General features: G+C 67.8%; 17 protein-coding genes, 1 pseudogene and 1 riboswitch. Of the genes and pseudogenes, 11 read left to right on the top strand and 7 right to left on the bottom strand.

Annotation, left to right across the window (positions count from 1 at the left end; genetic code table 11):
- Both JHW45_RS01805 and cobJ read left to right on the top strand, forming a co-directional pair.
- The gene (locus tag JHW45_RS01805; RefSeq protein ID WP_272859259.1) at positions 1 to 744 is read left to right on the top strand and encodes a precorrin-2 C(20)-methyltransferase; all 744 of its coding nucleotides are present in this window, start codon (positions 1 to 3) and stop codon (positions 742 to 744) included.
- Positions 741 to 1,484 (top strand): precorrin-3B C(17)-methyltransferase, encoded by a 744-nt coding sequence (gene cobJ, locus JHW45_RS01800; protein ID WP_272859258.1) that lies wholly within the window; start codon positions 741 to 743, stop codon positions 1,482 to 1,484. Before JHW45_RS01805 ends, cobJ begins: the two co-directional genes overlap by 4 nt.
- Here cobJ and JHW45_RS01795 read toward each other — a convergent pair.
- The gene (locus tag JHW45_RS01795) at positions 1,448 to 2,206 is read right to left on the bottom strand and encodes a cobalt-precorrin-6A reductase (protein WP_272859257.1); all 759 of its coding nucleotides are present in this window, start codon (positions 2,204 to 2,206) and stop codon (positions 1,448 to 1,450) included. The two genes, cobJ and JHW45_RS01795, sit on opposite strands and share 37 nt — an antisense overlap.
- Here JHW45_RS01795 and cbiE point away from each other — a divergent pair.
- The 6 genes from cbiE to cobF all read left to right on the top strand — a co-directional run bounded on the left by cbiE (position 2,205) and on the right by cobF (position 7,650).
- Positions 2,205 to 3,395, top strand: a complete 1,191-nt coding sequence (cbiE, locus tag JHW45_RS01790; RefSeq protein ID WP_272859256.1) for a precorrin-6y C5,15-methyltransferase (decarboxylating) subunit CbiE — start codon at positions 2,205 to 2,207, stop codon at positions 3,393 to 3,395. The genes JHW45_RS01795 and cbiE overlap by 2 nt on opposite strands.
- Complete coding sequence (locus JHW45_RS01785; RefSeq protein WP_272859255.1) at positions 3,392 to 3,739, top strand: cobalamin biosynthesis protein; 348 nt, start codon at positions 3,392 to 3,394, stop codon at positions 3,737 to 3,739. Before cbiE ends, JHW45_RS01785 begins: the two co-directional genes overlap by 4 nt.
- Positions 3,736 to 4,521 (top strand): precorrin-4 C(11)-methyltransferase, encoded by a 786-nt coding sequence (cobM, locus tag JHW45_RS01780; protein ID WP_272859254.1) that lies wholly within the window; start codon positions 3,736 to 3,738, stop codon positions 4,519 to 4,521. The genes JHW45_RS01785 and cobM overlap by 4 nt, the downstream gene beginning before the upstream one ends.
- On the top strand, positions 4,518 to 5,849 hold the full coding sequence (locus tag JHW45_RS01775; RefSeq protein ID WP_272859253.1) for a cobyrinic acid a,c-diamide synthase CobB: 1,332 nt from the start codon (positions 4,518 to 4,520) through the stop codon (positions 5,847 to 5,849). The genes cobM and JHW45_RS01775 overlap by 4 nt, the downstream gene beginning before the upstream one ends.
- 18 nt (positions 5,850 to 5,867) lie before the next feature.
- A riboswitch (cobalamin riboswitch) is annotated at positions 5,868 to 6,092 on the top strand.
- 33 nt (positions 6,093 to 6,125) lie between these two features.
- Positions 6,126 to 6,791: an energy-coupling factor ABC transporter permease gene (locus tag JHW45_RS01770; protein ID WP_272859252.1), complete on the top strand. Its 666-nt coding sequence runs from the start codon at positions 6,126 to 6,128 to the stop codon at positions 6,789 to 6,791.
- Positions 6,792 to 6,840: 49 nt separating this feature from the next.
- A complete protein-coding gene (gene cobF, locus JHW45_RS01765) occupies positions 6,841 to 7,650 on the top strand; it encodes a precorrin-6A synthase (deacetylating) (protein ID WP_272859251.1) in 810 nt (269 codons plus the stop codon).
- Here cobF and JHW45_RS01760 read toward each other — a convergent pair.
- The 4 genes from JHW45_RS01760 to JHW45_RS01745 all read right to left on the bottom strand — a co-directional run bounded on the left by JHW45_RS01760 (position 7,584) and on the right by JHW45_RS01745 (position 12,800).
- The gene (locus JHW45_RS01760; protein WP_272859250.1) at positions 7,584 to 8,585 is read right to left on the bottom strand and encodes a C45 family autoproteolytic acyltransferase/hydrolase; all 1,002 of its coding nucleotides are present in this window, start codon (positions 8,583 to 8,585) and stop codon (positions 7,584 to 7,586) included. The genes cobF and JHW45_RS01760 overlap by 67 nt on opposite strands.
- 8 nt (positions 8,586 to 8,593) lie before the next feature.
- Entirely contained in the window at positions 8,594 to 10,045 is a 1,452-nt protein-coding gene (locus JHW45_RS01755) for a biotin carboxylase (protein WP_272859249.1), read from the bottom strand.
- Between the two features lie 184 nt (positions 10,046 to 10,229).
- Positions 10,230 to 11,222 carry a carbon-nitrogen hydrolase family protein gene (locus JHW45_RS01750; RefSeq protein ID WP_272859248.1) on the bottom strand — a complete coding sequence of 331 codons (993 nt, stop codon included), beginning with the start codon at positions 11,220 to 11,222 and terminating at the stop codon, positions 10,230 to 10,232.
- A 279-nt stretch (positions 11,223 to 11,501) separates the two neighbouring features.
- Positions 11,502 to 12,800, bottom strand: a complete 1,299-nt coding sequence (locus tag JHW45_RS01745) for a 4-aminobutyrate--2-oxoglutarate transaminase (protein WP_272859247.1) — start codon at positions 12,798 to 12,800, stop codon at positions 11,502 to 11,504.
- A gap of 142 nt (positions 12,801 to 12,942) precedes the next feature.
- On the opposite strand from JHW45_RS01745, the gene JHW45_RS01740 reads away from it, so the two are divergent.
- On the top strand, positions 12,943 to 13,524 hold the full coding sequence (locus JHW45_RS01740) for a cupin domain-containing protein (protein ID WP_272859246.1): 582 nt from the start codon (positions 12,943 to 12,945) through the stop codon (positions 13,522 to 13,524).
- A 21-nt stretch (positions 13,525 to 13,545) separates the two neighbouring features.
- Here the strand turns inward: JHW45_RS01740 and JHW45_RS01735 are convergent, their stop codons facing one another.
- Positions 13,546 to 16,332 carry an aminotransferase class I/II-fold pyridoxal phosphate-dependent enzyme gene (locus JHW45_RS01735; protein WP_272859245.1) on the bottom strand — a complete coding sequence of 929 codons (2,787 nt, stop codon included), beginning with the start codon at positions 16,330 to 16,332 and terminating at the stop codon, positions 13,546 to 13,548.
- Positions 16,333 to 16,620: 288 nt separating this feature from the next.
- On the opposite strand from JHW45_RS01735, the gene JHW45_RS01730 reads away from it, so the two are divergent.
- On the top strand, positions 16,621 to 18,105 hold the full coding sequence (locus JHW45_RS01730) for an inorganic phosphate transporter (protein WP_272859244.1): 1,485 nt from the start codon (positions 16,621 to 16,623) through the stop codon (positions 18,103 to 18,105).
- A 163-nt stretch (positions 18,106 to 18,268) separates the two neighbouring features.
- Positions 18,269 to 19,360, top strand: coding sequence for a DUF475 domain-containing protein (locus JHW45_RS01725; protein ID WP_272859243.1), 1,092 nt, complete (start codon positions 18,269 to 18,271; stop codon positions 19,358 to 19,360).
- Here the strand turns inward: JHW45_RS01725 and trhO are convergent.
- A pseudogene (trhO, locus tag JHW45_RS01720) lies at positions 19,357 to 20,022 on the bottom strand (oxygen-dependent tRNA uridine(34) hydroxylase TrhO); the annotation flags it as partial. The gene JHW45_RS01725 and the pseudogene trhO overlap by 4 nt on opposite strands.
- Positions 20,023 to 20,081 lie beyond the last annotated feature (59 nt).

Raw genomic sequence — 20,081 nt, 5'->3', positions numbered from 1 at the left:
ATGGGCAAGATCATCTGCGCCGGGCTGGGACCGGGCGATCCCGACCTGATCTCGGTCCGCGCCGACCGCGCCATCCGGTCCGCCCGACAGGTGGCGTATTTCCGCAAGGCGGGCCGTCAGGGACAGGCGCGCCGCATCGTGGCGGACATGCTGGACCGCGAGGTGCGCGAATATCCGATGGAATACCCGGTCACGACCGAACTGCCCTTCGACGGCGCCGATTACAACGATCTGCTGGCGCGATTCTATGACGGCTGGGCCGACCGGCTGGCCGCGCTGGCCATGCACGACGATGTGGTGGTGCTGTGCGAGGGTGATCCGTTCTTCTACGGCTCGTTCATGCATCTGCACGCGCGCCTGCACGCCCGCGCCCGGGTCGAGGTCATCCCCGGCATCCCCGGCATGGCCGGATGCTGGCACGCCACCGGCCAGCCGATCACCTGGGGCGACGATGTGCTGGCGGTGCTGATGGGCACCCTGCCCGAGGCCGAGCTGGCGCGGCGGGTGGCGGGCGCGGACGCGCTGGTGGTGATGAAGACCGGCCGCAACCTGCCCAAGATCCGCCGCGCGCTGGCCCAGGCCGGCCGGCTGGACGCGGCGTGGCTGATCGAACGCGGGACCATGCCCGGCCAGCGCATCGTCCGTCTGGCCGAGTCCCCTGACACCGACTGCCCCTATTTCGCCATCGTGATGGTGCACGGTCACGGACGCCGCCCCGCCCTGCTGGCCGAGGCCGCGGAATGACCGGGTGGGTCACCGTGGCCGGGCTGGGCCCGGGCGATGCGGCGCAGATCACGCCCGAGGTCAGCGACGCGCTGGCCGAGGCGACGGATGTCGTCGGCTATATCCCCTATGTCGCGCGCATCGCGCCGCGCGCGGGGCTGCGGCTGCACCCGTCGGACAACCGCGCGGAAACCGACCGCGCGCGCCACGCGCTGGACATGGCGGCGCAGGGGCTGCGGGTGGTGATCGTCTCCTCGGGCGATCCGGGCGTGTTCGCGATGGCCTCGGCCCTGTTCGAGGTGCTGGAGGAACGGCCCGACCGCGACGCCGATATCCGCGTGCTGCCGGGCATCACCGCCATGCTGGCCGCTGCCGCCCGCGCGGGCGCGCCCTTGGGCCATGATTTCTGCGCCATCAACCTGTCCGACAACCTGAAGCCCTTTGCGATCATCGAACGCCGGCTGCGCCACGCCGCGCGCGGCGATTTCGCCATGGCGTTCTACAACCCCCGCTCGGCCAGCCGGCCCGACGGGTTCGCCCGCGTCCTCGACATCCTGCGCGCGGAATGCGAGCCGCAGCGGCTGATGGTCTTTGCCCGCGCCGTGTCCACCCCGGACGAGGATCTGCGGATCGTGTCGCTGGCGCAGGCCACGCCCGACATGGCCGACATGCGGACCGTGGTGCTGGTCGGCAACAGGGCCACGCGGCGGGTCGGGCGGTGGGTCTATACCCCGCGCAGCGCCAGGGCGGCGGGCGTCTGATGCAGCCACCGCATCGCATCTTCGGGGGTCGCGACGATCCGGCGGACGGGCACCACCGGCCGGTCGATCAGGATCACCGGCAGGCGCAGACGCCGCGCCGCCACCAGCTTGGCCCGCGCCCCGTCGCCGCCGGCATCGCGGGCGATGACATGGGTGATCCCATGGGCGGACAGCAGCGCCTGATCGTCGGCGGGCGTGAACGGCCCGCGCGCCACGACCGCATGGGCACCGGGCAGCGGCAGCGGCCCCGCGGGCGGATCGACCAGCCGCAGCAGCCAGCGATGCGGCATCCCCGCAAACGCCTGCAGATGCTGCCGTCCGAGGGCCAGAAATACATGCGCGGGACGATCGGGCAGGGCCACGGCCGCCGCCGCAAGATCGGGCACGCGATGCCAGTCATCGCCGGCCTCCGCCTCCCATGCCGGGCGCTGAAGCGACAGGATCGGCACCCCGGTCTGGCTCGCGGCGTCGATGGCGTTGCGGCTGATCCGGGCCGCGAAAGGATGGGTCGCGTCGATGATGCGCCCGATCCGGTGCGCGCGCAGATAGTCGGCCAGCCCCGTCGCGCCGCCGAACCCCCCGATCCGGGTCTGCAGCGGCTGCGCCGCCGGCCGCGCCGTGCGCCCGGCATAGGAATAGACCGCGTCCATCCCCGCCCCGGCCAGCAGCCGCGCCAGCGCGCCGGCCTCGGCCGTGCCGCCCAGAAGAAGGATGCGTGACATGGGCGACCCCTGGTTGACGATCATCGGCATCACCGAGGATGGCCTGCAAGGCATGACGGATGCAAGCCGGTCGCTGCTGTCGCGCGCCGATCTGGTCTTCGGCGGTCCGCGCCATCTGGCGCTGGCGGGGGCGGGCGCGCGCGGGCGGGAATGGCCGGTGCCGTTCGACATCGCCCCGGTTCTGGCGCAGCGCGGGCGGCCGGTCGTGGTCCTGGCCTCGGGCGATCCGTTCTGGTTCGGCGCGGGCGGCAGCCTGACCGCGCATCTTCAGGCAGACGAATGGCGCGCCCTGCCGGCGCCGGGGATCTTCTCGCTGGTCGCGGCGCGTCTGGGCTGGCGGATCGAGGACACGACCTGTCTGGGCCTGCACGCCGCGCCGCTGGCAAAGATGCGGCCGCATCTGGCGCGCGGCTGCCGGATCATCGCCACGCTGCGCGACGGCGACGCGCCCGCGCAGCTGGCGCGCTGGCTGACGGCGCAGGACATGGGCGCGATGAACATGACGGTGCTGGAACGGGTCGGCGGCCAGCAGGAACGGCTGCGCCGCTGTCGCGCGGCCGGGTTCGGCGACGGGCAGAAGGATGCGCCCGTCGCGGTGGCGCTGGACGGCGACGATCTGCCGCGCGGCACCGGCATGGCGACGGTGCCCGGACGCGCGCAGGCGCTGTTTTCGCATGACGGCCAGATCACCCGGCCCGCGATCCGCGCGCTGACGCTGGCCTCGCTTGCGCCGCGACCGGACGAGATCCTGTGGGACATCGGCGGCGGGTCGGGCGCAATATCGTTCGAATGGGCGCTGGCCGGCGGGCGGGCCTGGACCATCGAGCCGCGCGAAACCCGTCAGCGCAACATCGCGGCCAATATCGGCTCTTTCGGGCTTGAGGGCCGGGTGACGCTGTGTCCCGGCGCGGCACCGGCGGCGTTGTCCGGTCTGCCCGAACCGGATGCGGTCTTTGTCGGCGGCGGCGGCGATGCCCCCCTGTTCCAGATTTTGTGGCCGCTGCTGCCGCCCGGCGCGCGGCTGGTCGCCAATGCCGTGACGCTTGAGACCGAGGCGCTGCTGGCCGACCTGCACGCACGCCATGGCGGCCTGCTGCAGCGGATCGAGATTGCCGAGGCCGCGCCGTTGGGCCAGATGCGCGGCTGGCAACCGGCGCGGCCGGTAACGCAATGGCAGGTGCAGCGATGAAGGTCGCGGGCATCGGCTGCCGCGCGGACGCCCCGCCTGCCGCCCTGCGCGATGCGCTGGCGCGGGCCGAGGCGCAGGCCGGTCCCGTCGCCGCGCTGGCCACCATCGCCGCACGGCGCGAAAATGTCGCGGCCCTGGGCCTGCCCGTCCATGTCGTCGCGGTCGGCGACATCGCCACGCCCACCCGTTCCGCCCGCATCCACGCCCTGCACCGCACCGGCTCGGTCGCCGAGGCCGCCGCGCTGGCCGCCTGCGGGCCGGGCGCGCGGATCGTCGTTGCCCGGGTCCTCAGCCGCTGCGGTCGCGCCACCGCCGCCATCGCCGAAAGCGAGACACGCGAATGACCGTCAATTTCATCGGCGCCGGACCCGGCGCGGCCGATCTGATCACGCTGCGCGGCCGCGACCTGATCGCCGCCTGCCCGGTCTGTCTTTACGCCGGATCGCTGGTGCCGCCCGCCCTGCTGTCCCATTGCCCGCAGGGCGCGCGGATCGTGAACACCGCCCCGCTGAGCCTGGACGACATCATCGCCGAGATGCAGGAGGCCCATGCGCGGGGGCTTGACGTGGCGCGGCTTCATTCGGGCGATCTCTCCATCTGGTCCGCGATGGGCGAACAGTTGCGCCGGCTGCGCGGGCTGGACATCCCGTATCGGATCACGCCGGGCGTGCCGGCCTTCGCGGCCGCCGCAGCCGCGCTGGAGGCGGAACTGACCTTGCCGGGCGTGGCGCAATCCGTCGTGCTGACCCGGACGCCGGGCCGCGCCTCGGCCATGCCTGCGGGCGAGACGCTGGCGAATTTCGCCCGCACCGGCGCGACGCTGGCGATCCACCTGTCCATTCACGCGCTGGATCGTGTCATCGACGATCTGACGCCGCATTACGGTGCCGACTGTCCGGTGGCGGTGGTGTGGCGGGCAAGCTGGCCGGATCAGAAGCTGATCCGCGCCACGCTGGCCACCGTCGCGGCACAGACAGAAGGCATCGACCGGACCGCGCTGATCCTGGTCGGCCCGGCGCTGGCGGCCGACGGGTTCGACGACAGCCGCCTTTACGCCGCCGGTTACGACCGCCGATACCGCCCCACGGGGCCTGCGCCGCGCTTTCCCGGAACGGTGCCGGAATGACGCCGGGGCTGATGATCTCCGCGCCCGCATCGGGCACCGGCAAGACGGTGCTGATGCTGGGCCTGCTGGCGGCGCTGCGCCGGCGCGGGCTGACGGTGCAGCCGTTCAAGTCCGGGCCGGACTATATCGACCCGGCGTTTCATCTGGCCGCCTCGGGGCGGGCATCGTTCAATCTGGACAGCTGGGCGATGGGCGCGGGCCAGATCGCGGCCCATGCAGGGCTGGCACAGGACGCCGATCTGGTGCTGGCCGAGGGGTCGATGGGGCTGTTCGACGGCGTCGCCCGTGCGGGCGAGACGGGCATCGGTTCCAGCGCCGAGATCGCGTCGCTGATGGGCTGGCCGGTGGTGCTGATCCTGGACGTGTCGGGCCAGGCGCAGTCGGCGGCGGCGGTGGCGCGGGGGTTTGCCACGCTGCGCCCCGATCTGCCCTTCGCGGGCGTGGTGCTGAACCGCGTCGCCTCGCCGCGCCACGACGCGCTGATCCGCGAGGGCATGGCCCGGGCCGGCATCACAGTTCTGGGCGCGCTGCCCCGGCGCGGCAATATCGAGTTGCCGGAACGGCATCTGGGTCTGGTCCAGGCCGAGGAAACCGCAGAACTGGACGACATCCTGCGCCATGCGGCCCACTTCGTGGCCGCGCATTGCGATCTGGACGCCATCGTGGCGGCGGCGGGCGCGCGGGCCGCAGCCGGGTCGAAGCCGCATCGGCCGGTGCCGCCGCCGGGCGGGCGGATCGCGCTGGCGCGCGATGCCGCCTTCAGCTTCGTCTATCCGCATCTGCTGGCGGAATGGCGCCGGCAGGGGGCGACGATCCTGCCCTTTTCGCCGCTGGCCGATGAGGTCCCCGACGACAGCGCCGATGCCTGCTGGCTGCCCGGCGGCTATCCCGAACTGCATGCCGGGCGCATCGCCGCCGCGCGGGCGTTCCACGCGGGGCTGACGCGATTCGCCCGGACCCGCCCGGTGCACGGCGAATGCGGCGGCTATATGGCACTGGGCGCGGGGCTGGTCGATGCGGACGGGCATCGTCACGCGATGGTCGGGCTTCTGGGGCTTGAGACAAGCTACCACAGCCGGAAGATGCATCTTGGCTATCGCCGCGCGGTGCTGTCGCAGCCCATGCCGGGAATGGCGGCGGGCACGGCGCTGCGCGGCCATGAATTCCACTATGCCACGATCCTGTCGCAGCCGGATGCGCCGCTGGCCCGCGCCTGCGACGCGAACGGCACCGAGGTGCCGGAAACCGGGTCGTTCCGCGCCATGCCCGGCGGCGGGCAGATCACCGGCAGCTTCTTTCACCTGATCGCGCGGGCCGCCACGGCTTGACCCGCGGTCGCGAACGCGTCTATCTGAACCCCTGATCGGTGCCCGTCATGACGCGAATGCGTCGGGCTTCATCGGGAATGGGGAAGGGCGGACCAAATCGCGGCGCCCGAAGCCCCAGCCGCCCCCGCGACTGTATGCGGAGAGCGTGCTTCGACAACGCCACTGGGCCCTGAAGGGCCGGGGAAGGCCGAAGCCACGCATCGACCCGCAAGCCAGGAAACCGGCCATCAGCACATCGCCACCAGCCGTCGGGTGTGACGGCACAAGGAGACTGACATGCATATCGAACCCGGAATCGTCACCGGCGCGAAGCTCGCGCTCAGCTATGCCACCGCCGCCGGTGCGGGGCTGTATGCCGCGCGCGAGGCGCTGACGGCGATACGCGAACGCGGCATCGGCTCTTTGCTGGCGCGCAGCGCGATCAGCACGGCCGGCGTCTTCACCTTCTTCCAGATCCTGCCGCATTTCCCCGTCGGCGTGTCCGAGGTGCATTTCATCCTCGGCTCGACCCTGTTCCTGCTGTTCGGCGCGGCGCCTGCGGCCATCGGGCTGGCGATGGGGCTGCTGCTTCAGGGTCTGTTCTTCGCGCCCTTCGATCTGCCGCAATTCGGCATGAACGTGACCACGCTGCTGGTGCCGCTGTTCGCGGTGCAGGCGCTGGCGCGCCGGATCATCGCGCCGCACACGCCCTATGTCGATCTGCGCTATGGTCAGGCGCTGGCGCTGTCGACCGCCTATCAGGGCGGGGTCGTGGTCTGGGTCGCGTTCTGGGCGATCTATGGCCAGGGTCTTGCCGGGATCGGCGGGATCGCCACGTTCGGCGCCGCCTACATGATGGTCGTGCTGATCGAGCCGCTGGTCGATCTGGCGGTGCTGGCCGGGGCCAAGTCGCTGCACGGGCTGCGGCGCAGTGGGCTGGTCACGCCCCGGCTGTTCGCCTGACGCGACAGGGGCGGCGCGGCCCCTTGCCCGCGCCGCACGGAACGCCCGCATGATCGAATTGACGCTGATCGGGATCGGAACCGGCAATCCCGATCATCTGACCTTGCAGGCGGCGGCCGAAATCGCCGGGGCCGATCTGATCCTGATCCCGCTGAAAGGCGCGGACAAGCAGGATCTGGCCGGGTTGCGACGTGACATCTGCGCCCGTCACGCAGGCCCGGCGACGCGCATCGTCGAGTTCGACCTGCCGCAGCGCGACGACGGCGCGGCGGATTATCGCCGCGGCGTCGATTGCTGGCACGACGCCATCGCGGCGGCCTGGCGGGCCTGCATCGCGGCGCATCTGCCCCGGCTTTCGGGGCGGGTCGCGCTGCTGGTCTGGGGCGATCCGTCGCTGTATGACAGCACGCTGCGCATTGCCGGGCGTCTGGACCTGCCGCTGACCTGCCGCGTCATACCGGGCATCACCGCGATCCAGGCGCTTTGCGCGGCGCACGCCATCCCGCTGAACCGGATCGGCGCGCCGGTACAGATCACCACCGGGCGCAGGCTGCGCGATCACGGCTGGCCCGAGGGTGCCGATACCGTCGTCGTCATGCTGGACGGCGCATGTTCGTTCCGCGCGCTGCCGCCGGATGGGCTGCGGATCTGGTGGGGCGGGTTCGTGGGCATGGCCGGCCAGATCCTGGATCACGGCCCGCTGACCGAGGCCGGTCCGCGCATCGTCCGCGCCCGTGCCCGCGCGCGTGCGGCGCATGGCTGGATCATGGACATCTATCTGCTGCGGCGCGATCAGCCCATCAGCGGCGGCGGCGGCGGCGCGGCGCCGGGGATCAGGATGAACTGCGATCCGGCGTGAAAATCGTTCAGGCTGTGGGTCCAGACGTGATCGGGCCACCAGACCTGCATCTTGCCCTCGGCCGGCATGTAGGCGGCAGTGTAAAGCGTGCCGAACCCCGATGAGAAGGCCGTGGAATACAGCGGCGGGCGCAGGAACACGCCGATGAAGCGGTCCTGCGTCTCGGGGTGCATGGTCAGCCGGTTCAACAGGAAACGCTGCCGTTCCACCGTCGCGGTAAAGCGGGCGTGGCTGGACCATTCCACCCGTTCCTGATGGTTGGTCGCCACCGGCACGCGCGAGATGATCGAGGGCCGGTCGGGCGTCAGATAGGCGGTGAAATAGCGTCGCTGCCGGTCCAGAACGGTGACGTTATAGCTCATGTGACAAGGCACGCGTTGCAGCACGGCGGCGGCGTCGTCCAGCGTTTCGCAGGTTTGCAGGATATAGCGCAGGATCAGCGGGATGCCGAACCCCTCGCCCACCTCGCGCCGCCCGCCGAAGGTCAGCGACAGCGACAGGCCCGCATCGTTCATGCCGTCGATCAGGCCGAACATCCCGTCGCTCATCCCGATGACGCGCCGCCCCTGCCAGCGCGTCGCCAGCAGGATCGCGTCGAAGGCGCCGGGGTGATAGTCGTAATTGCGCACCAGCAGCGGCCGGTCGCCCTGCCAGATCGCCTGGCTGCACCCCGACAGATAGCGCGGCGGACAATAGAAGCTGAGAAACCGGGCCTGGCTGTCGCCGCCGCCGGCCAGTTCGCACAATTCCTCGTAAAGCGGCAGGATTTCCGGCATATGCGTGGCAATGGCGATGCGGCATTCGCGATAGGTCGGCCGCCCGAACACGCCCTCGGACGCCCACCATCTGCGATAGGACGGCCAGAACAGGTCGAACAACCCGGCCCAGACGGGGCCGGGTCGATCTTCGCTGATGGCCTTGAAATGCAGCGACATCCGCGCCTTTACATGATCTTGAAGGCCGGCGCGTCAAGCGCCTGTGCCGCGGGCAGCGGCCGTGCGGCATAGGCGTTCTTGATGCCGTGAATCCATTTTCCCGCCCGCTCGGTCAGCTTGAAGCCCGAGGTCATCGACCGGCCGCGCATCACCAGAATGCCCAGATCGGCCCCTTCATAGCGGTAATCCCCCACGCCCGAGATGCGCAGGAAGAACGCCTCGTTCTCGGTCTCGACGGCGCGGCGGTGATAATCGAAGCGGTCGAAGACCACGCGCCCATCCTCCAGCATCTTGTAGATGCCGCTTTGCGGTGCCTCGGTGATGATGTCCACGTCGTCATCGGTGTGCTTGATGACCATCTGCGACCAGCTGTCGATCATTTCCGGATCGGCCCATCTTGCATTCAGCTCTTCGACGTCCAGTTCGAACGGTTTCTTCGAAAAGGCCAGCAGGTGGAACAGGAACAGCGGCGCATCGGCATGGGCGAAGGCGGCGTGGTTGGTCATCGAACTGGCGCCGGTGATGCGCGGGTTCAATTCGCCCAGCCACAATTCGCCGTTCTTCTTCTCGATCAGGAAATCCAGCTCGAAATAGCCGCGATAGCCTTCCTTGCGCAGCTGTTCGCCGAACTTGAAGGTCAGATCCCGCGCCTTCTGGCGGGTCCTGGCGGGGAAAGAGGTCGCGAAGATCTCGTTTCCGCACCAGCCGCCGCGATAGGGGGTCAGTTCCTTGAACCCGACCAGCTCCGTCATCAGCGGGCCGACGATCGTGCCCTGCTGCGTCACGCAGCCTTCGATGGCCGATCCGCGACAGTCGATCCGCTTCATGATCTTGATCTCGCCCTGACCGACGATCTCGTGTTCGTGCTTGCGGAAATCGGCTTCGGACTTGATGAAGAAGGTGGTGTGCCCGCTGTCGCCGAATGCGGATTGCAGGACCAGATCGTGCCCCAGCCCGGCCTTTTCGCAGATCTGGCGCAGATGATCGTAGTCGCGCACTTCGGACAGGGTGTTGGGCACCGAGGGCACGCCGGCCTTGTTGCCGATCCGCACCGTCTCGATCTTGTTGTCGCAGCGTTCGCGCAGCTTGGCCTTGGGGAACCAGACCTCGCCGCCCAGTTCCTTGACCAGCATCTCGGTCTTTTCGTCGAACATCAGGAACACGAATTTCGGCTTGCCGCCGCGGCGTTTCACGAAGTCGATGACTTCCTTGTGCTGAAGAAGATAGTTGTTGATGTCCTCGATGGACTGGAATTCCTCATGCGGGATTTCCGAGGGGACGAAGACGTTGGGGTGCCGTCCGTCGAAGCAATCCATATAGCAGATATACTTGAAGTTCTTCACCCATTCGTCGATGCCCAGCAGATTGAAGTTCGTCGCCGAGACAAAATAGATCGGGTCTTCGTTGGTGTGGAAATAGCGCCGTATCTCGGAGATGTTTCTCAGTGTCTTCTTGGGCATTTCCGTCCTCTCCCTGACTGATACTGTCGGTTTTTCGGTCGCATCCCGGCGGGGCGGGAAATGCCGCCACCGCCGGGATACCTCGATCTTCTCGACGATCAGCCTTGCGCGCATCGTCCCGTGACGCAAGGGGATTTGCCCCCGGCCCGCCGTGGGGCGCGCCGGAAACGGTGTGACGCGGCCCCTATTCGCCGTCGCCGCGCGCCAGCGGGAAGGGCGCCAGATTGTCGCGATAGACCGCCGCGCCATAGGTCTCGACCCGCGAGGATTCGGCGGTTTCCAGCGCGGTGCGCGGATCGGTCGCGGTCAACCCGGCAGGCGATCCCTGCCGCGGCGTTTCCAGCGGCCCAAGCGTCTTCAGATAGGCATCGACATTGCTGGTCCGGTCATAGACCGAAAAATCGGCGTCGCGGTCGCGAAAGCTTTTCAGCACCTGGCCCAGACCCTTCATGCCGGTCTCGCGCTGCCGGCGGACCAGTTCCAGATCGACCTCGATCGGGAAGATGTCTTCCTGGCCCGCAGACTGGTGCAGCACCAGCGACGAGGGATCGACCACCAGCGACCGGCCGACGCCACCCGCCCCCAGCCCGTTCACGTCGAAGACATAGCACTGGAACTGCGCCGCCGTGGCCCGCGCGATGGCCAGTTCGGCGTCGCGGTCGGTGGTGCCGGTCAGGACCGGGTGCAACAGCACCTCGACGCCCTGGCTGGTCAGCTGGCGCGTGGTTTCCGGAAACCAGATGTCGTAACAGATCGACAGGCCGAACCGGCCCACCTGCGGCACGTCGAAGACGCAGAAATCGGTGCCGGCCGAAATCCCTTCCTCATAGGGGCGGAACGGGAACATCTTGTCATAGGTCTTGACGATCTCGCCCTCGGGGTTGATCACGACCGAGCTGTTCATCAGCCGCCCGTCTTCCAGCTTTCGAAACATGGAACCGGGAATCAGCCACAGCTTGTGCTGGCGGGCCTTTTGCTGGAACTGTTCCAGCGCCTCGTTCGGGAAGGGCTGGGCAAAGCGGTGCAGCGGGCCATAGGGCGCCAGTTCGCTGAACAGCGCCATCTGGGTCCAGGGAAAGCGCGCCATCAGGATATCGACGCGATGCAGCATCGCCTCGACGTTCGAGTGCAGCGCGGCGACATGCATCTGGATGCCGGCAATCGCGAAGGGTGTCATTTCGTTCTACTCCAGTTTCATCGGGCAATGTCCGGCCATCGGGACCGGATCATGCGAATCTTGCGGTGACGCTTAAGGCGCGGGGCGCACGGTCTCAAGCGCCCCGGCACGGGGTCGGCGGGTGAAGGGCATCGTGCGCAACCCCCGCGTTGCGCGATTGTTCCCGTGACGCTGCGTTCCCGCGCGCGATCTGCCCCTTTGGGAACGCAACGCCCGCCGCGACCGGCGCGGCGGGACGGGTTTGCGTGCCGGACGGGCCGGCGGGGCGTTGGCCTGCGATCAGGCGGCGTCGGCGCGGGCGTCCTGCGCGGCCTTGGCGGCGCGCAGCGAGTCGCCCAGAATGTCCAGCGCCTCGGCGAACACCTCGTCCTCGATGGTGATCGGCGACAGGAAGCGGATGACGTTGCCATAGACGCCGCAGGTCAGCAGGATCAGCCCGCGTTCCATCGCCTCGTCGCGGACGGCGGTGGCCATCTGCGGCAGCGGCGTGCCCTCGGCGTCGATGAACTCGGCCGCGACCATGAAGCCGGGGCCGCGAATATCGGCCAGTTCGGGCACCTCGTTCTGCATCGACGACAGGCGCGATTTCAGCGTATCGCCCAGCTTTTCGGCCCGCGCGCACAGATCCTCGTCGCGGATCACCTCCAGCACCGCCAGCGCGGCGGCGATGCCGAGCGGGCTGCCGCCATAGGTGCCGCCCAGCCCGCCCGGCTGCGGCGCGTCCATCACCTCGGCACGGCCGACCACGCCCGACAGCGGATAACCGCCGGCAAGGCTTTTCGCCATCGTCGTCAGATCGGCGGCGACGTCGTGATGTTCCATCGCAAACAGCTTGCCGGTGCGGGCGAACCCGGTCTGGACCTCGTCCGCGATCAGCAGGATGCCGTGCTTGTCGCACAGCGCACGCAGCTCGCGCATCAGTTCGGGCGGCGCCGGATAGAAGCCGCCTTCGCCCTGCACCGGTTCGATGATGATCGCGGCGACGCGGGCGGGATCGACATCGGCCTTGAACAGCCCGTCGATCGCGGCCAGCGAATCCTCGGCGGTGATGCCGTGGGGCGCCATCGGGAACGGCACGTGCCAGACATCGCCCGGCATCGCGCCGAAGCCCGCCTTGTAGGGCTGGACCTTGCCGGTCAGCGACATGCCCATGAAGGTGCGTCCGTGGAACCCGCCGGAGAACGCGATCACCGCCTGACGCCCGGTGAATGCGCGCGCGATCTTGACCGCGTTCTCGACCGCCTCGGCCCCGGTGGTGGCGAACATCGTCTTTTTCGGGAAATCGCCCGGCGCCGCCGCGTTCAGCTTCTCGGCCAGTTCGACATAGTTTTCATAGGGCGCGACCTGATGGCAGGTATGGCTGAAATGGTCGATCTGGTTCTTCACCGCCTCGACCACGCGCGGATGGCTGTGGCCGGTATTCACGACCGCGATCCCGCCGGCAAAGTCGATAAAGCGCCGGCCCTCGCTGTCCCACAGCTCGGCATTCTTCGCCTTCTGCGCGAAAAGCGGGGTGGCGACACCGACGCCGCGCGCGACGGCGGCCGAACGGCGTTCGGAAAGTTCTGCATTGGTCATGGCATGACTCCTGAAATTCTGCTCAATATATTAATCACGCCGATCAGCGGGGCAAGATGTTTCACCGAACCGCGCGATCAGGTGCGTCGTTTCTGCACCGCAGCGACGACAGAACGATCAGACGGCCGGACGAGGCAGGAACATGAGCGATATGGATTTCGACATCGGCACGCGGCTGCGCCTGCTGCGGCAGGACCGGCGGCTGTCGCAACGCCAGTTGGCCTCGCGGGCGGGGGTGACGAACGGGCTGATCTCGATGATCGAACAGAACAAGATCAGCCCGTCGGTCGCCAATCTCAAGAAGATCCTGGACGGGCTGACGACCAGCATGGTCGATTTCTTCATGGAAACCGAGGAAGAGCCGCGCACCTTCTGGGCGCATGCCGATCTGCCGGAAATCCGCTCGACCACGGTGCACGGCCCGCAGGCGACGGCGGCGAAGCTGTCGCTGTTGCGCATCGGCCGCGCCGACCGCAACAGCCTGATGATGCTGCACGAAACCTATGATCCCGGCGCCGACACCGGCGAGACGTTCTACAGCCACGACGCCGAAGAGGCCGGGATCGTGATCGAGGGACGGATCGAGATCACGGTGGGCGACGAGGTGGCGGTGCTGGAACCCGGCGACGCCTATATCTTCGACAGCCGCCGCCCGCACCGGTTCCGCAATCCCGGCACGGTGCGCTGCGTGATCGTCAGCGCCTGCACGCCGCCGACCTTCTAGGCGGCGGCGCGCCAGGCGGGGTCAGGATTTCGCGTTCTCGACCCGCGCAAGCGCCTCGGACGTGAAGACGCGCAGGCCCAGATCGGGGCGGTATCCGTGGATCTCGCTGACATCCAGCGCGCGCATGAAGGTCAGGATCTCGCGGCTGATGACCTGCCCCGGCACCAGGATGGGAAAGCCCGGCGGATAGGGGATGATGAACGAGGCCGACACCAGCTCCTCGCCGCTGTCCAGCTTTTCGCGCAGGGCCTGATCCAGATCCAGATAGTCGCAGTTATCTTCGTCATAGGCCAGAAAGAACGCGCTGCGGATATCGCCTTCGGGCGTCTGGCCGCCGCGGAAGGCGGGATGAAAGCGGCTGAAATCGGGCAGCGGCGGCACCTGTTCGACCAGGCTTTTCACCCGCGCATCAAACGACCGGCGCTCCATCTTCGAGGCGTCGTCCAGCAGATCGTCCAGATCGCGGGCGATGCTGACCAGCACCTCGATCAGATACGCGATCGAGGACCGGGTGGTGCCGATATTGGTCATGAATAACACAGAGTTGCGCGAGGTCTTGTTGATCTGGATGCCGTGCTTGTCCATCAGGATCTGGGTCTTGAACGTGTCGCCGTCCCAGCCCGTGCCGCCGACCGCCAGCGTCACCTTGGTCGGGTCCAGCACGAATTCGTCGGTGGCCCAGTTGTCCCAGCTGTCCTGCCAGCCGCGCTTGCTGTCGTAATAGGATTCGACCCCGCTTTCGCGGTATTCGGCCGGGATCATGTCCGCCAGCGTCAACACCTTGAAATACTTGCACAGCAGCGGATGCGTGCCGATGGCGCGGCGCAGCGACATCGCGCTTTCGATCTGGCGCTGGACAAACTCGTAACCCTCAAGCTCGACCTGACGCCGCCCGACATCCAGCGAGGCGATGATCTGGTAATTGGGCGAGGTCGAGGTGTGGGTCATGTAGGCTTCGTGGAAGGCCTGTTCCGTCTCGCCCTTGAAATCCTGGTCATAGACATGGATCATCGACCCCTGCCGCAGCGAGGTCAGCGTCTTGTGGGTGGACTGCGTGGCATAGACCCGCACCCGCGCGTCGGGCGGCGCGATCAGCCGCGTGTTCAGCAGCGTCTCATCGTCGGCGTCCTTCAGCCTCTCCTGCTGCGCCTCCCATTCGCGCTTGCGTTCGGGGGTGCGCAGGGTCTGGCGCAGATTGGCGGCGTTGGCCATGGCGGTGCGCTGGCGGAAGGCGGGGTTGAAGCGGGCAAAGGCGAACCACGCCTCGTCCCACAGGAACACCAGGTCCTTCTTGATGGCCAGACATTCCTCCATCACCCGTTCGACGTTATAGATCAGCCCGTCGAAGGTGCAGTTGGTCAGCAGGACCATGCGGACCCGGTCCAGCTTGTCGTCGGCCTTCAGTTCCAGCAGCTTGTGCTTGATCTCGCGCATGGGGACCGCGCCATACATCGAATGCTGATGCAGCGGATAGCTGTCCATGTAGACGACATTCGCCCCCGCCAGCACCATGCCGTAATGATGCGATTTGTGGCAGTCGCGATCCACCAGCACGATGTCGCCGGGCCGGATCAGCGCCTGTACCACGATCTTGTTGCAGGTCGAGGTGCCGTTGGTGGCAAAGAAGGTCTGCTTGGAGCCAAAGGCCCGCGCCGCGTATTCCTGCGCCTTCTTGATCGGGCCGCGCGGTTCCAGCAGGCTGTCCAGCCCGCCCGACGTGGCCGAGGTTTCGGCCAGGAAGATGTTGGGGCCATAGAACGCGCCCATGTCCTGAATCCAGTGGCTGCGCGAAATCGACTTGCCGCGGCTGATCGGCATGGCGTGGAACACGCCGGTGGGCTGCTTGGAATATTCCTTCAGCGCGGTGAAGAACGGCGACTTGAAGCGGCTGTTGACGCCGCGCAGGATGTTCAGGTGCAGTTCCAGAAAGTCTTCCTGGTTATAGAAGACGCGCCGGCACCCGCCCAGATCCATCGCCGCAATCGTCTCGGCCGACCGGTCGGTGACCAGATAGGTGTCCAGTTCGGGGCGGATCTTGTGGACGAGGCGGCAGGTTTCGGGGCCGTATTCGTCTGGATGCAGCCCGTCCACATCCTCGTCCTCGCTGGCGCGCCGCAGATACTTGTTCAGGATCTCGACATCGTTCAGCGATTTCAGCGTCAGCCCCGGCCGGACCACCACCGCCTGCACGTTATGATTGAACAGGATCCCGATCAGCGCGTCTTCCAGGCTGGGCACGATCACCGCCTCATAGACGAAGGCGTCTTCGGGGCGGCGGACCTGTTGCAGGCTCTGGCGCAGCCAGCGTTCCTGATGATCGTTCAGATCGTCGACGATCAGCACCTCGAAATAGGGCCGGCCCAACGCCCGCGCATCGGGCGACAGGGCGATCTCGTCCTGAAAATCCTCGTTCTCGGTGTCCTCGACCGTCAGCTGGATCGTGCGGCGGCGATACGCGCCCGAGATCAGGGCGCGCGCCGCCCGCCGCACCGCCTGCGAGAAATCGTGGATCTTCCGCTGCTCCAGCAGCCGGCGCATATAGGCGAACGCGCTGGCACCCGGAAATGCCCAGTAGGATTCGATGGGGGCCAGCGCGTCGATCAGCTCTTCTGCCTCGGTCAGCCGCTTGCGGCCGCGCCGCCCCTCCGCGCCGTGCAGCCTCAGCTCTTCGGCGATGTCGCGCAGCGAACTCCACCGGTCGGCGCGCAGCTGCGTCGCGCTGTAGTAATCGCCGATCCGGGACAGGCCCGTGCCGCCCTCGGTCAGCGCACGGGACGGCGCCGCCTCGCCATGATGTTGATCGTTCATTCCCAACCCCCAGACTGTCGCGTCGCGCGCGCGTGCGGTGCTTTGGCACCTTGTGGGGCAAGGATGGCCCACAACGCCCGCATGTTACAATCGTAAAGACGGGATGGCGCGCGATCACGCCCCGCCCCGCACGACACCCCCTGCCGGCGGGCGCGGCGGCCGACGCGCGGACCCGACGCAGCGTCGGGCGAGCCATACCGGCGCAAAAACCCGCGCCGCGATCCGCGGGGCGCTTGATCCACGCGGGAAACACGCCTAGTCAACGCGCTGGGATACCCCGGGGGGATCATGGCCGACAGAGATCTGGAAGCGCGCCATCTGGAAACACTCGATCGCGATCTCAGCCGGTTTTCGGCGCTGGAAGTCGCAACGGCCTATATCGGTCGCCCGCTGGTCGGGCCGGGGATTTCGTTCATCTTCATCCTGCTGGCGGCGCTGGCCGCCACGTTGTTTCTGGACAAAAGCAGCAATGGTCCGGTCGTGGCCATCGCCGCCGCCTTCGGCGCCTATATGGCGCTGAATATCGGCGCCAACGACGTCGCCAACAACATGGGTCCGGCGGTGGGCGCCAACGCGCTGACGATGGGCGGCGCCATCGTCATCGCCGCGATCTTCGAAAGCGCCGGGGCGCTGATCGCCGGCGGCGACGTGGTCACAACCATCTCGAAGGGCATCATCGCGCCCGAAAGCATCGGCGCGCCCGACATCTTCCTGTGGGCGATGATGGCGGCGCTGCTGTCATCGGCGCTGTGGGTCAACCTGGCGACCTGGATCGGCGCGCCCGTCTCGACCACCCATTCGGTGGTCGGCGGGGTGATGGGCGCGGGCATCGCCGCGGCCGGGTTCGCGTCGGTGGACTGGTCGATGATGGGCTCGATCGCGGCCAGCTGGGTCGTGTCGCCGGCGCTGGGCGGGCTGGTCGCGGCAGGATTTCTGTGGTTCATCAAGGCGCGCATCATCTATCAGCCCGACAAGATCCGGGCGGCGCGGCGCTGGGTGCCGGTGCTGGTGGGGATTATGGCCGGCACCTTTGCCGCCTATCTGGCGCTGAAGGGGCTGAAGCATCTTTTCGACATCACGCTGGGAATGTCGCTGATGCTGGGGGCGGCGCTGGGCGTCGCGGTCTGGCTGGTGATGATCCCGGTGATCCGGCGGCAGTCGCGCGGGCTGGAAAACCGCAACAAGTCGCTGAAGGTGCTGTTCGGCATCCCGCTGGTCGTGTCGGCCGCGCTGCTCAGCTTTGCGCATGGGGCCAACGACGTGGCCAACGCCGTCGGCCCGCTGGCCGCCATCGTGCAGGCGGCGCAGGGCGGCGATGTCGCGGACCAGATCGACATTCCGATCTGGGTGATGCTGATCGGCGCCTTCGGCATCTCGTTCGGGCTGTTCCTGTTCGGGCCCAAGCTGATCCGCATGGTCGGCAGCCAGATCACCAAGCTGAACCCGATGCGGGCCTATTGCGTGGCGCTGTCGGCGGCGATCACCGTGATCGTGGCAAGCTGGCTGGGCCTGCCGGTCAGTTCCACCCATATCGCGGTCGGCGCGATCTTCGGCGTCGGGTTCTTTCGCGAATGGGACACGGCGCGACGGCTGCGCAAGGCCCAGATCGAGGACCCCGACCGCCCCCGCATCGCCCCCGAGGAACGCAGCCGGCGCAAGCTGGTGCGCCGGTCGCATGTGCTGACCATCGCCGCGGCGTGGATCGTCACCGTGCCCGCCGCCGCGACCCTGTCGGCGGCGATCTTCCTGGGCCTGCGCCTGATCACCGACTGACCGGCGCGGTCCGGGCTTTCCGCGCGCGCCCGGCGATGCTATATCCGCGCGGACCGCCCCGATCCGGGCGGATCGGTTCGGCGACCGGGCCCCTCTGGCGGATGCGGCGGCGCATGCGTGATGTCGGCGTCGCGACGTTCCCACGCCGCCGAGACATGTATTCATGCAGGACAGCACTTCATCTTCGGGCGATGCCCGGCGCGCCGGAACGGGAACCGCCCCGATCCTGGGCTATTTCCGGTGGGCGTTCATCGTCACCGCAGTTGGGCTGGCGCTGGGGGCGGCACTGGGCTGGCAGACGACGGGCACGGTCGGCGGCACGCTGACGGTCTTCTTCATCTGCGCGGTGCTGGCGGTGCTGGAAATCTCGCTGTCCTTCGACAACGCCATCGTCAACGCCAACAAGCTGAAGTCGATGCGCCCGGAATGGCAGCGGCGTTTTCTGACCTGGGGCATCCTGATCGCGGTGTTCGGGATGCGGGTCGTGTTTCCGCTGCTGATCGTGGTGATCGCGGCCGGGATCGGCCCCTGGCAGGCGCTGGTGCTGGCGGCGGCCCGGCCTGCCGAATACGCCCGCATCATGCACGACGCGCATCTGCCCATCGCGGCCTTCGGCGGGACGTTCCTGATGATGGTCGGTCTCAGCTTTTTCTTCGACCACGAGAAAGACGTGCACTGGGTCCGCTGGATCGAGGACAAGATGGCGCGCTATGCCACCATCCGCGGGATCGAGGTCGCCATCGCGCTGCTGGCCGTGCTGGGATTCGCGCGGCTGCAACCCGATGCGGCCGCGCAGCAGGTGTTCTTTTCGGCCGCGATCTGGGGCCTGCTGACATTTCTGCTGGTCGAGGTTCTGGGCGGGTTCCTGGACCATGCGCAGGGCGCGCGCAAGACGGCGGCGGCGGGCGGCGTGGGCGCGTTCCTGTATCTTGAGGTTCTGGACGCGTCCTTCAGCTTTGACGGCGTGATCGGGGCCTTCGCCCTCAGCCAGAACCTGTTCGTCATCGCCATCGGGCTGGGAATCGGGGCGATGTATGTGCGTTCGATGACCATCATGCTGGTCGAAAAGGGCACGCTGACCCAGTATCGCTATCTTGAACACGGTGCCTTCTATGCGATCATCGCGCTGTCGGTGATCATGTACGCCCAATCGCTGTTCCACATCCCCGAGGTCGTGACCGGGCTGGGCGGGGCCGGCCTGATCGGGCTGTCGCTGTGGTCCTCGGTCCGCTCGAACCGGGCCGAGGCGTCCTAGGTCGCGCCGTCCCGATCCGCGCGCGCGGCCGCCAGATCGAACTGGCGCTGGCGTTCGCGGAACCGGGCGCGGTCGGCGTCGCTGTATTCGCCCGCGCAGCGATGGCAGCTTGCGCCTTCCTCGTATTCGGGCCGGTCGCGATCCTCGGGCGCCAGCGGGCGGCGGCAGGCGTGACACAGCCCGTGCCGCCCCTGTTGCAGCCCGTGGGTCAGGCTGACGCGCTGATCGAAGACGAAACATTCGCCCTGCCACAGGCTGTCGTCGGCGGGCACATCCTCAAGATATTTCAGGATCCCGCCCTTCAGGTGGAACACGTCGCGCACGCCCTGCGACAGCAGGTAATTGGTCGATTTCTCGCAGCGTATGCCGCCGGTGCAGAACATGGCGATGCGTTTGCCCGCAAAGCGGTGGGCGTTGCGCTGCCACCATGCGGGAAAGTCGCGAAAGCTGGCGGTGCCGGGATCGACGGCGCCGCGGAACGTGCCGATCTCGACCTCGTAATCGTTGCGCGTGTCGATCACGGCGACATCGGGCGCGCCGATCAGCGCGTTCCAGTCGGCCGGATCGACGTAATGTCCGACCGCGGCGGCCGGATCGACATCGGGCTGGCCCATCGTCACGATCTCGCGCTTCAGCCGCACCTTCAGGCGGCCGAAGGGGCTCTGTTGCACAAATCGCGTGAGGGATTCATCTCGTGAATCCAGCGTGGTAGCTTGACTGC

The organism is Paracoccus stylophorae (assembly GCF_028553765.1).
Taxonomy (GTDB): Bacteria; Pseudomonadota; Alphaproteobacteria; order Rhodobacterales; family Rhodobacteraceae; genus Paracoccus; species Paracoccus stylophorae.
Note: the sequence above shows the minus strand (reverse complement) of the source record. Positions and strands in the feature narration are given on the sequence as shown.

Bases quoted from the DNA above. Each gene is read 5' to 3' on its own strand.
- JHW45_RS01775 (WP_272859253.1), top strand. From the start codon at position 4,518: ATGACGCCGGGGCTGATGATCTCCGCGCCCGCATCGGGCACCGGCAAG.
- JHW45_RS01760 (WP_272859250.1), bottom strand. From the start codon at position 8,585: ATGTCGCTGCATTTCAAGGCCATCAGCGAAGATCGACCCGGCCCCGTC.
- JHW45_RS01785 (WP_272859255.1), top strand. From the start codon at position 3,392: ATGAAGGTCGCGGGCATCGGCTGCCGCGCGGACGCCCCGCCTGCCGCC.
- cobM (WP_272859254.1), top strand. From the start codon at position 3,736: ATGACCGTCAATTTCATCGGCGCCGGACCCGGCGCGGCCGATCTGATC.
- cbiE (WP_272859256.1), top strand. From the start codon at position 2,205: ATGGGCGACCCCTGGTTGACGATCATCGGCATCACCGAGGATGGCCTG.
- JHW45_RS01755 (WP_272859249.1), bottom strand. From the start codon at position 10,045: ATGCCCAAGAAGACACTGAGAAACATCTCCGAGATACGGCGCTATTTC.
- JHW45_RS01735 (WP_272859245.1), bottom strand. From the start codon at position 16,332: ATGAACGATCAACATCATGGCGAGGCGGCGCCGTCCCGTGCGCTGACC.
- JHW45_RS01770 (WP_272859252.1), top strand. From the start codon at position 6,126: ATGCATATCGAACCCGGAATCGTCACCGGCGCGAAGCTCGCGCTCAGC.
- JHW45_RS01725 (WP_272859243.1), top strand. From the start codon at position 18,269: ATGCAGGACAGCACTTCATCTTCGGGCGATGCCCGGCGCGCCGGAACG.
- JHW45_RS01750 (WP_272859248.1), bottom strand. From the start codon at position 11,222: ATGACACCCTTCGCGATTGCCGGCATCCAGATGCATGTCGCCGCGCTG.
- JHW45_RS01745 (WP_272859247.1), bottom strand. From the start codon at position 12,800: ATGACCAATGCAGAACTTTCCGAACGCCGTTCGGCCGCCGTCGCGCGC.
- JHW45_RS01740 (WP_272859246.1), top strand. From the start codon at position 12,943: ATGAGCGATATGGATTTCGACATCGGCACGCGGCTGCGCCTGCTGCGG.
- cobJ (WP_272859258.1), top strand. From the start codon at position 741: ATGACCGGGTGGGTCACCGTGGCCGGGCTGGGCCCGGGCGATGCGGCG.
- JHW45_RS01805 (WP_272859259.1), top strand. From the start codon at position 1: ATGGGCAAGATCATCTGCGCCGGGCTGGGACCGGGCGATCCCGACCTG.
- cobF (WP_272859251.1), top strand. From the start codon at position 6,841: ATGATCGAATTGACGCTGATCGGGATCGGAACCGGCAATCCCGATCAT.
- JHW45_RS01795 (WP_272859257.1), bottom strand. From the start codon at position 2,206: ATGTCACGCATCCTTCTTCTGGGCGGCACGGCCGAGGCCGGCGCGCTG.
- JHW45_RS01730 (WP_272859244.1), top strand. From the start codon at position 16,621: ATGGCCGACAGAGATCTGGAAGCGCGCCATCTGGAAACACTCGATCGC.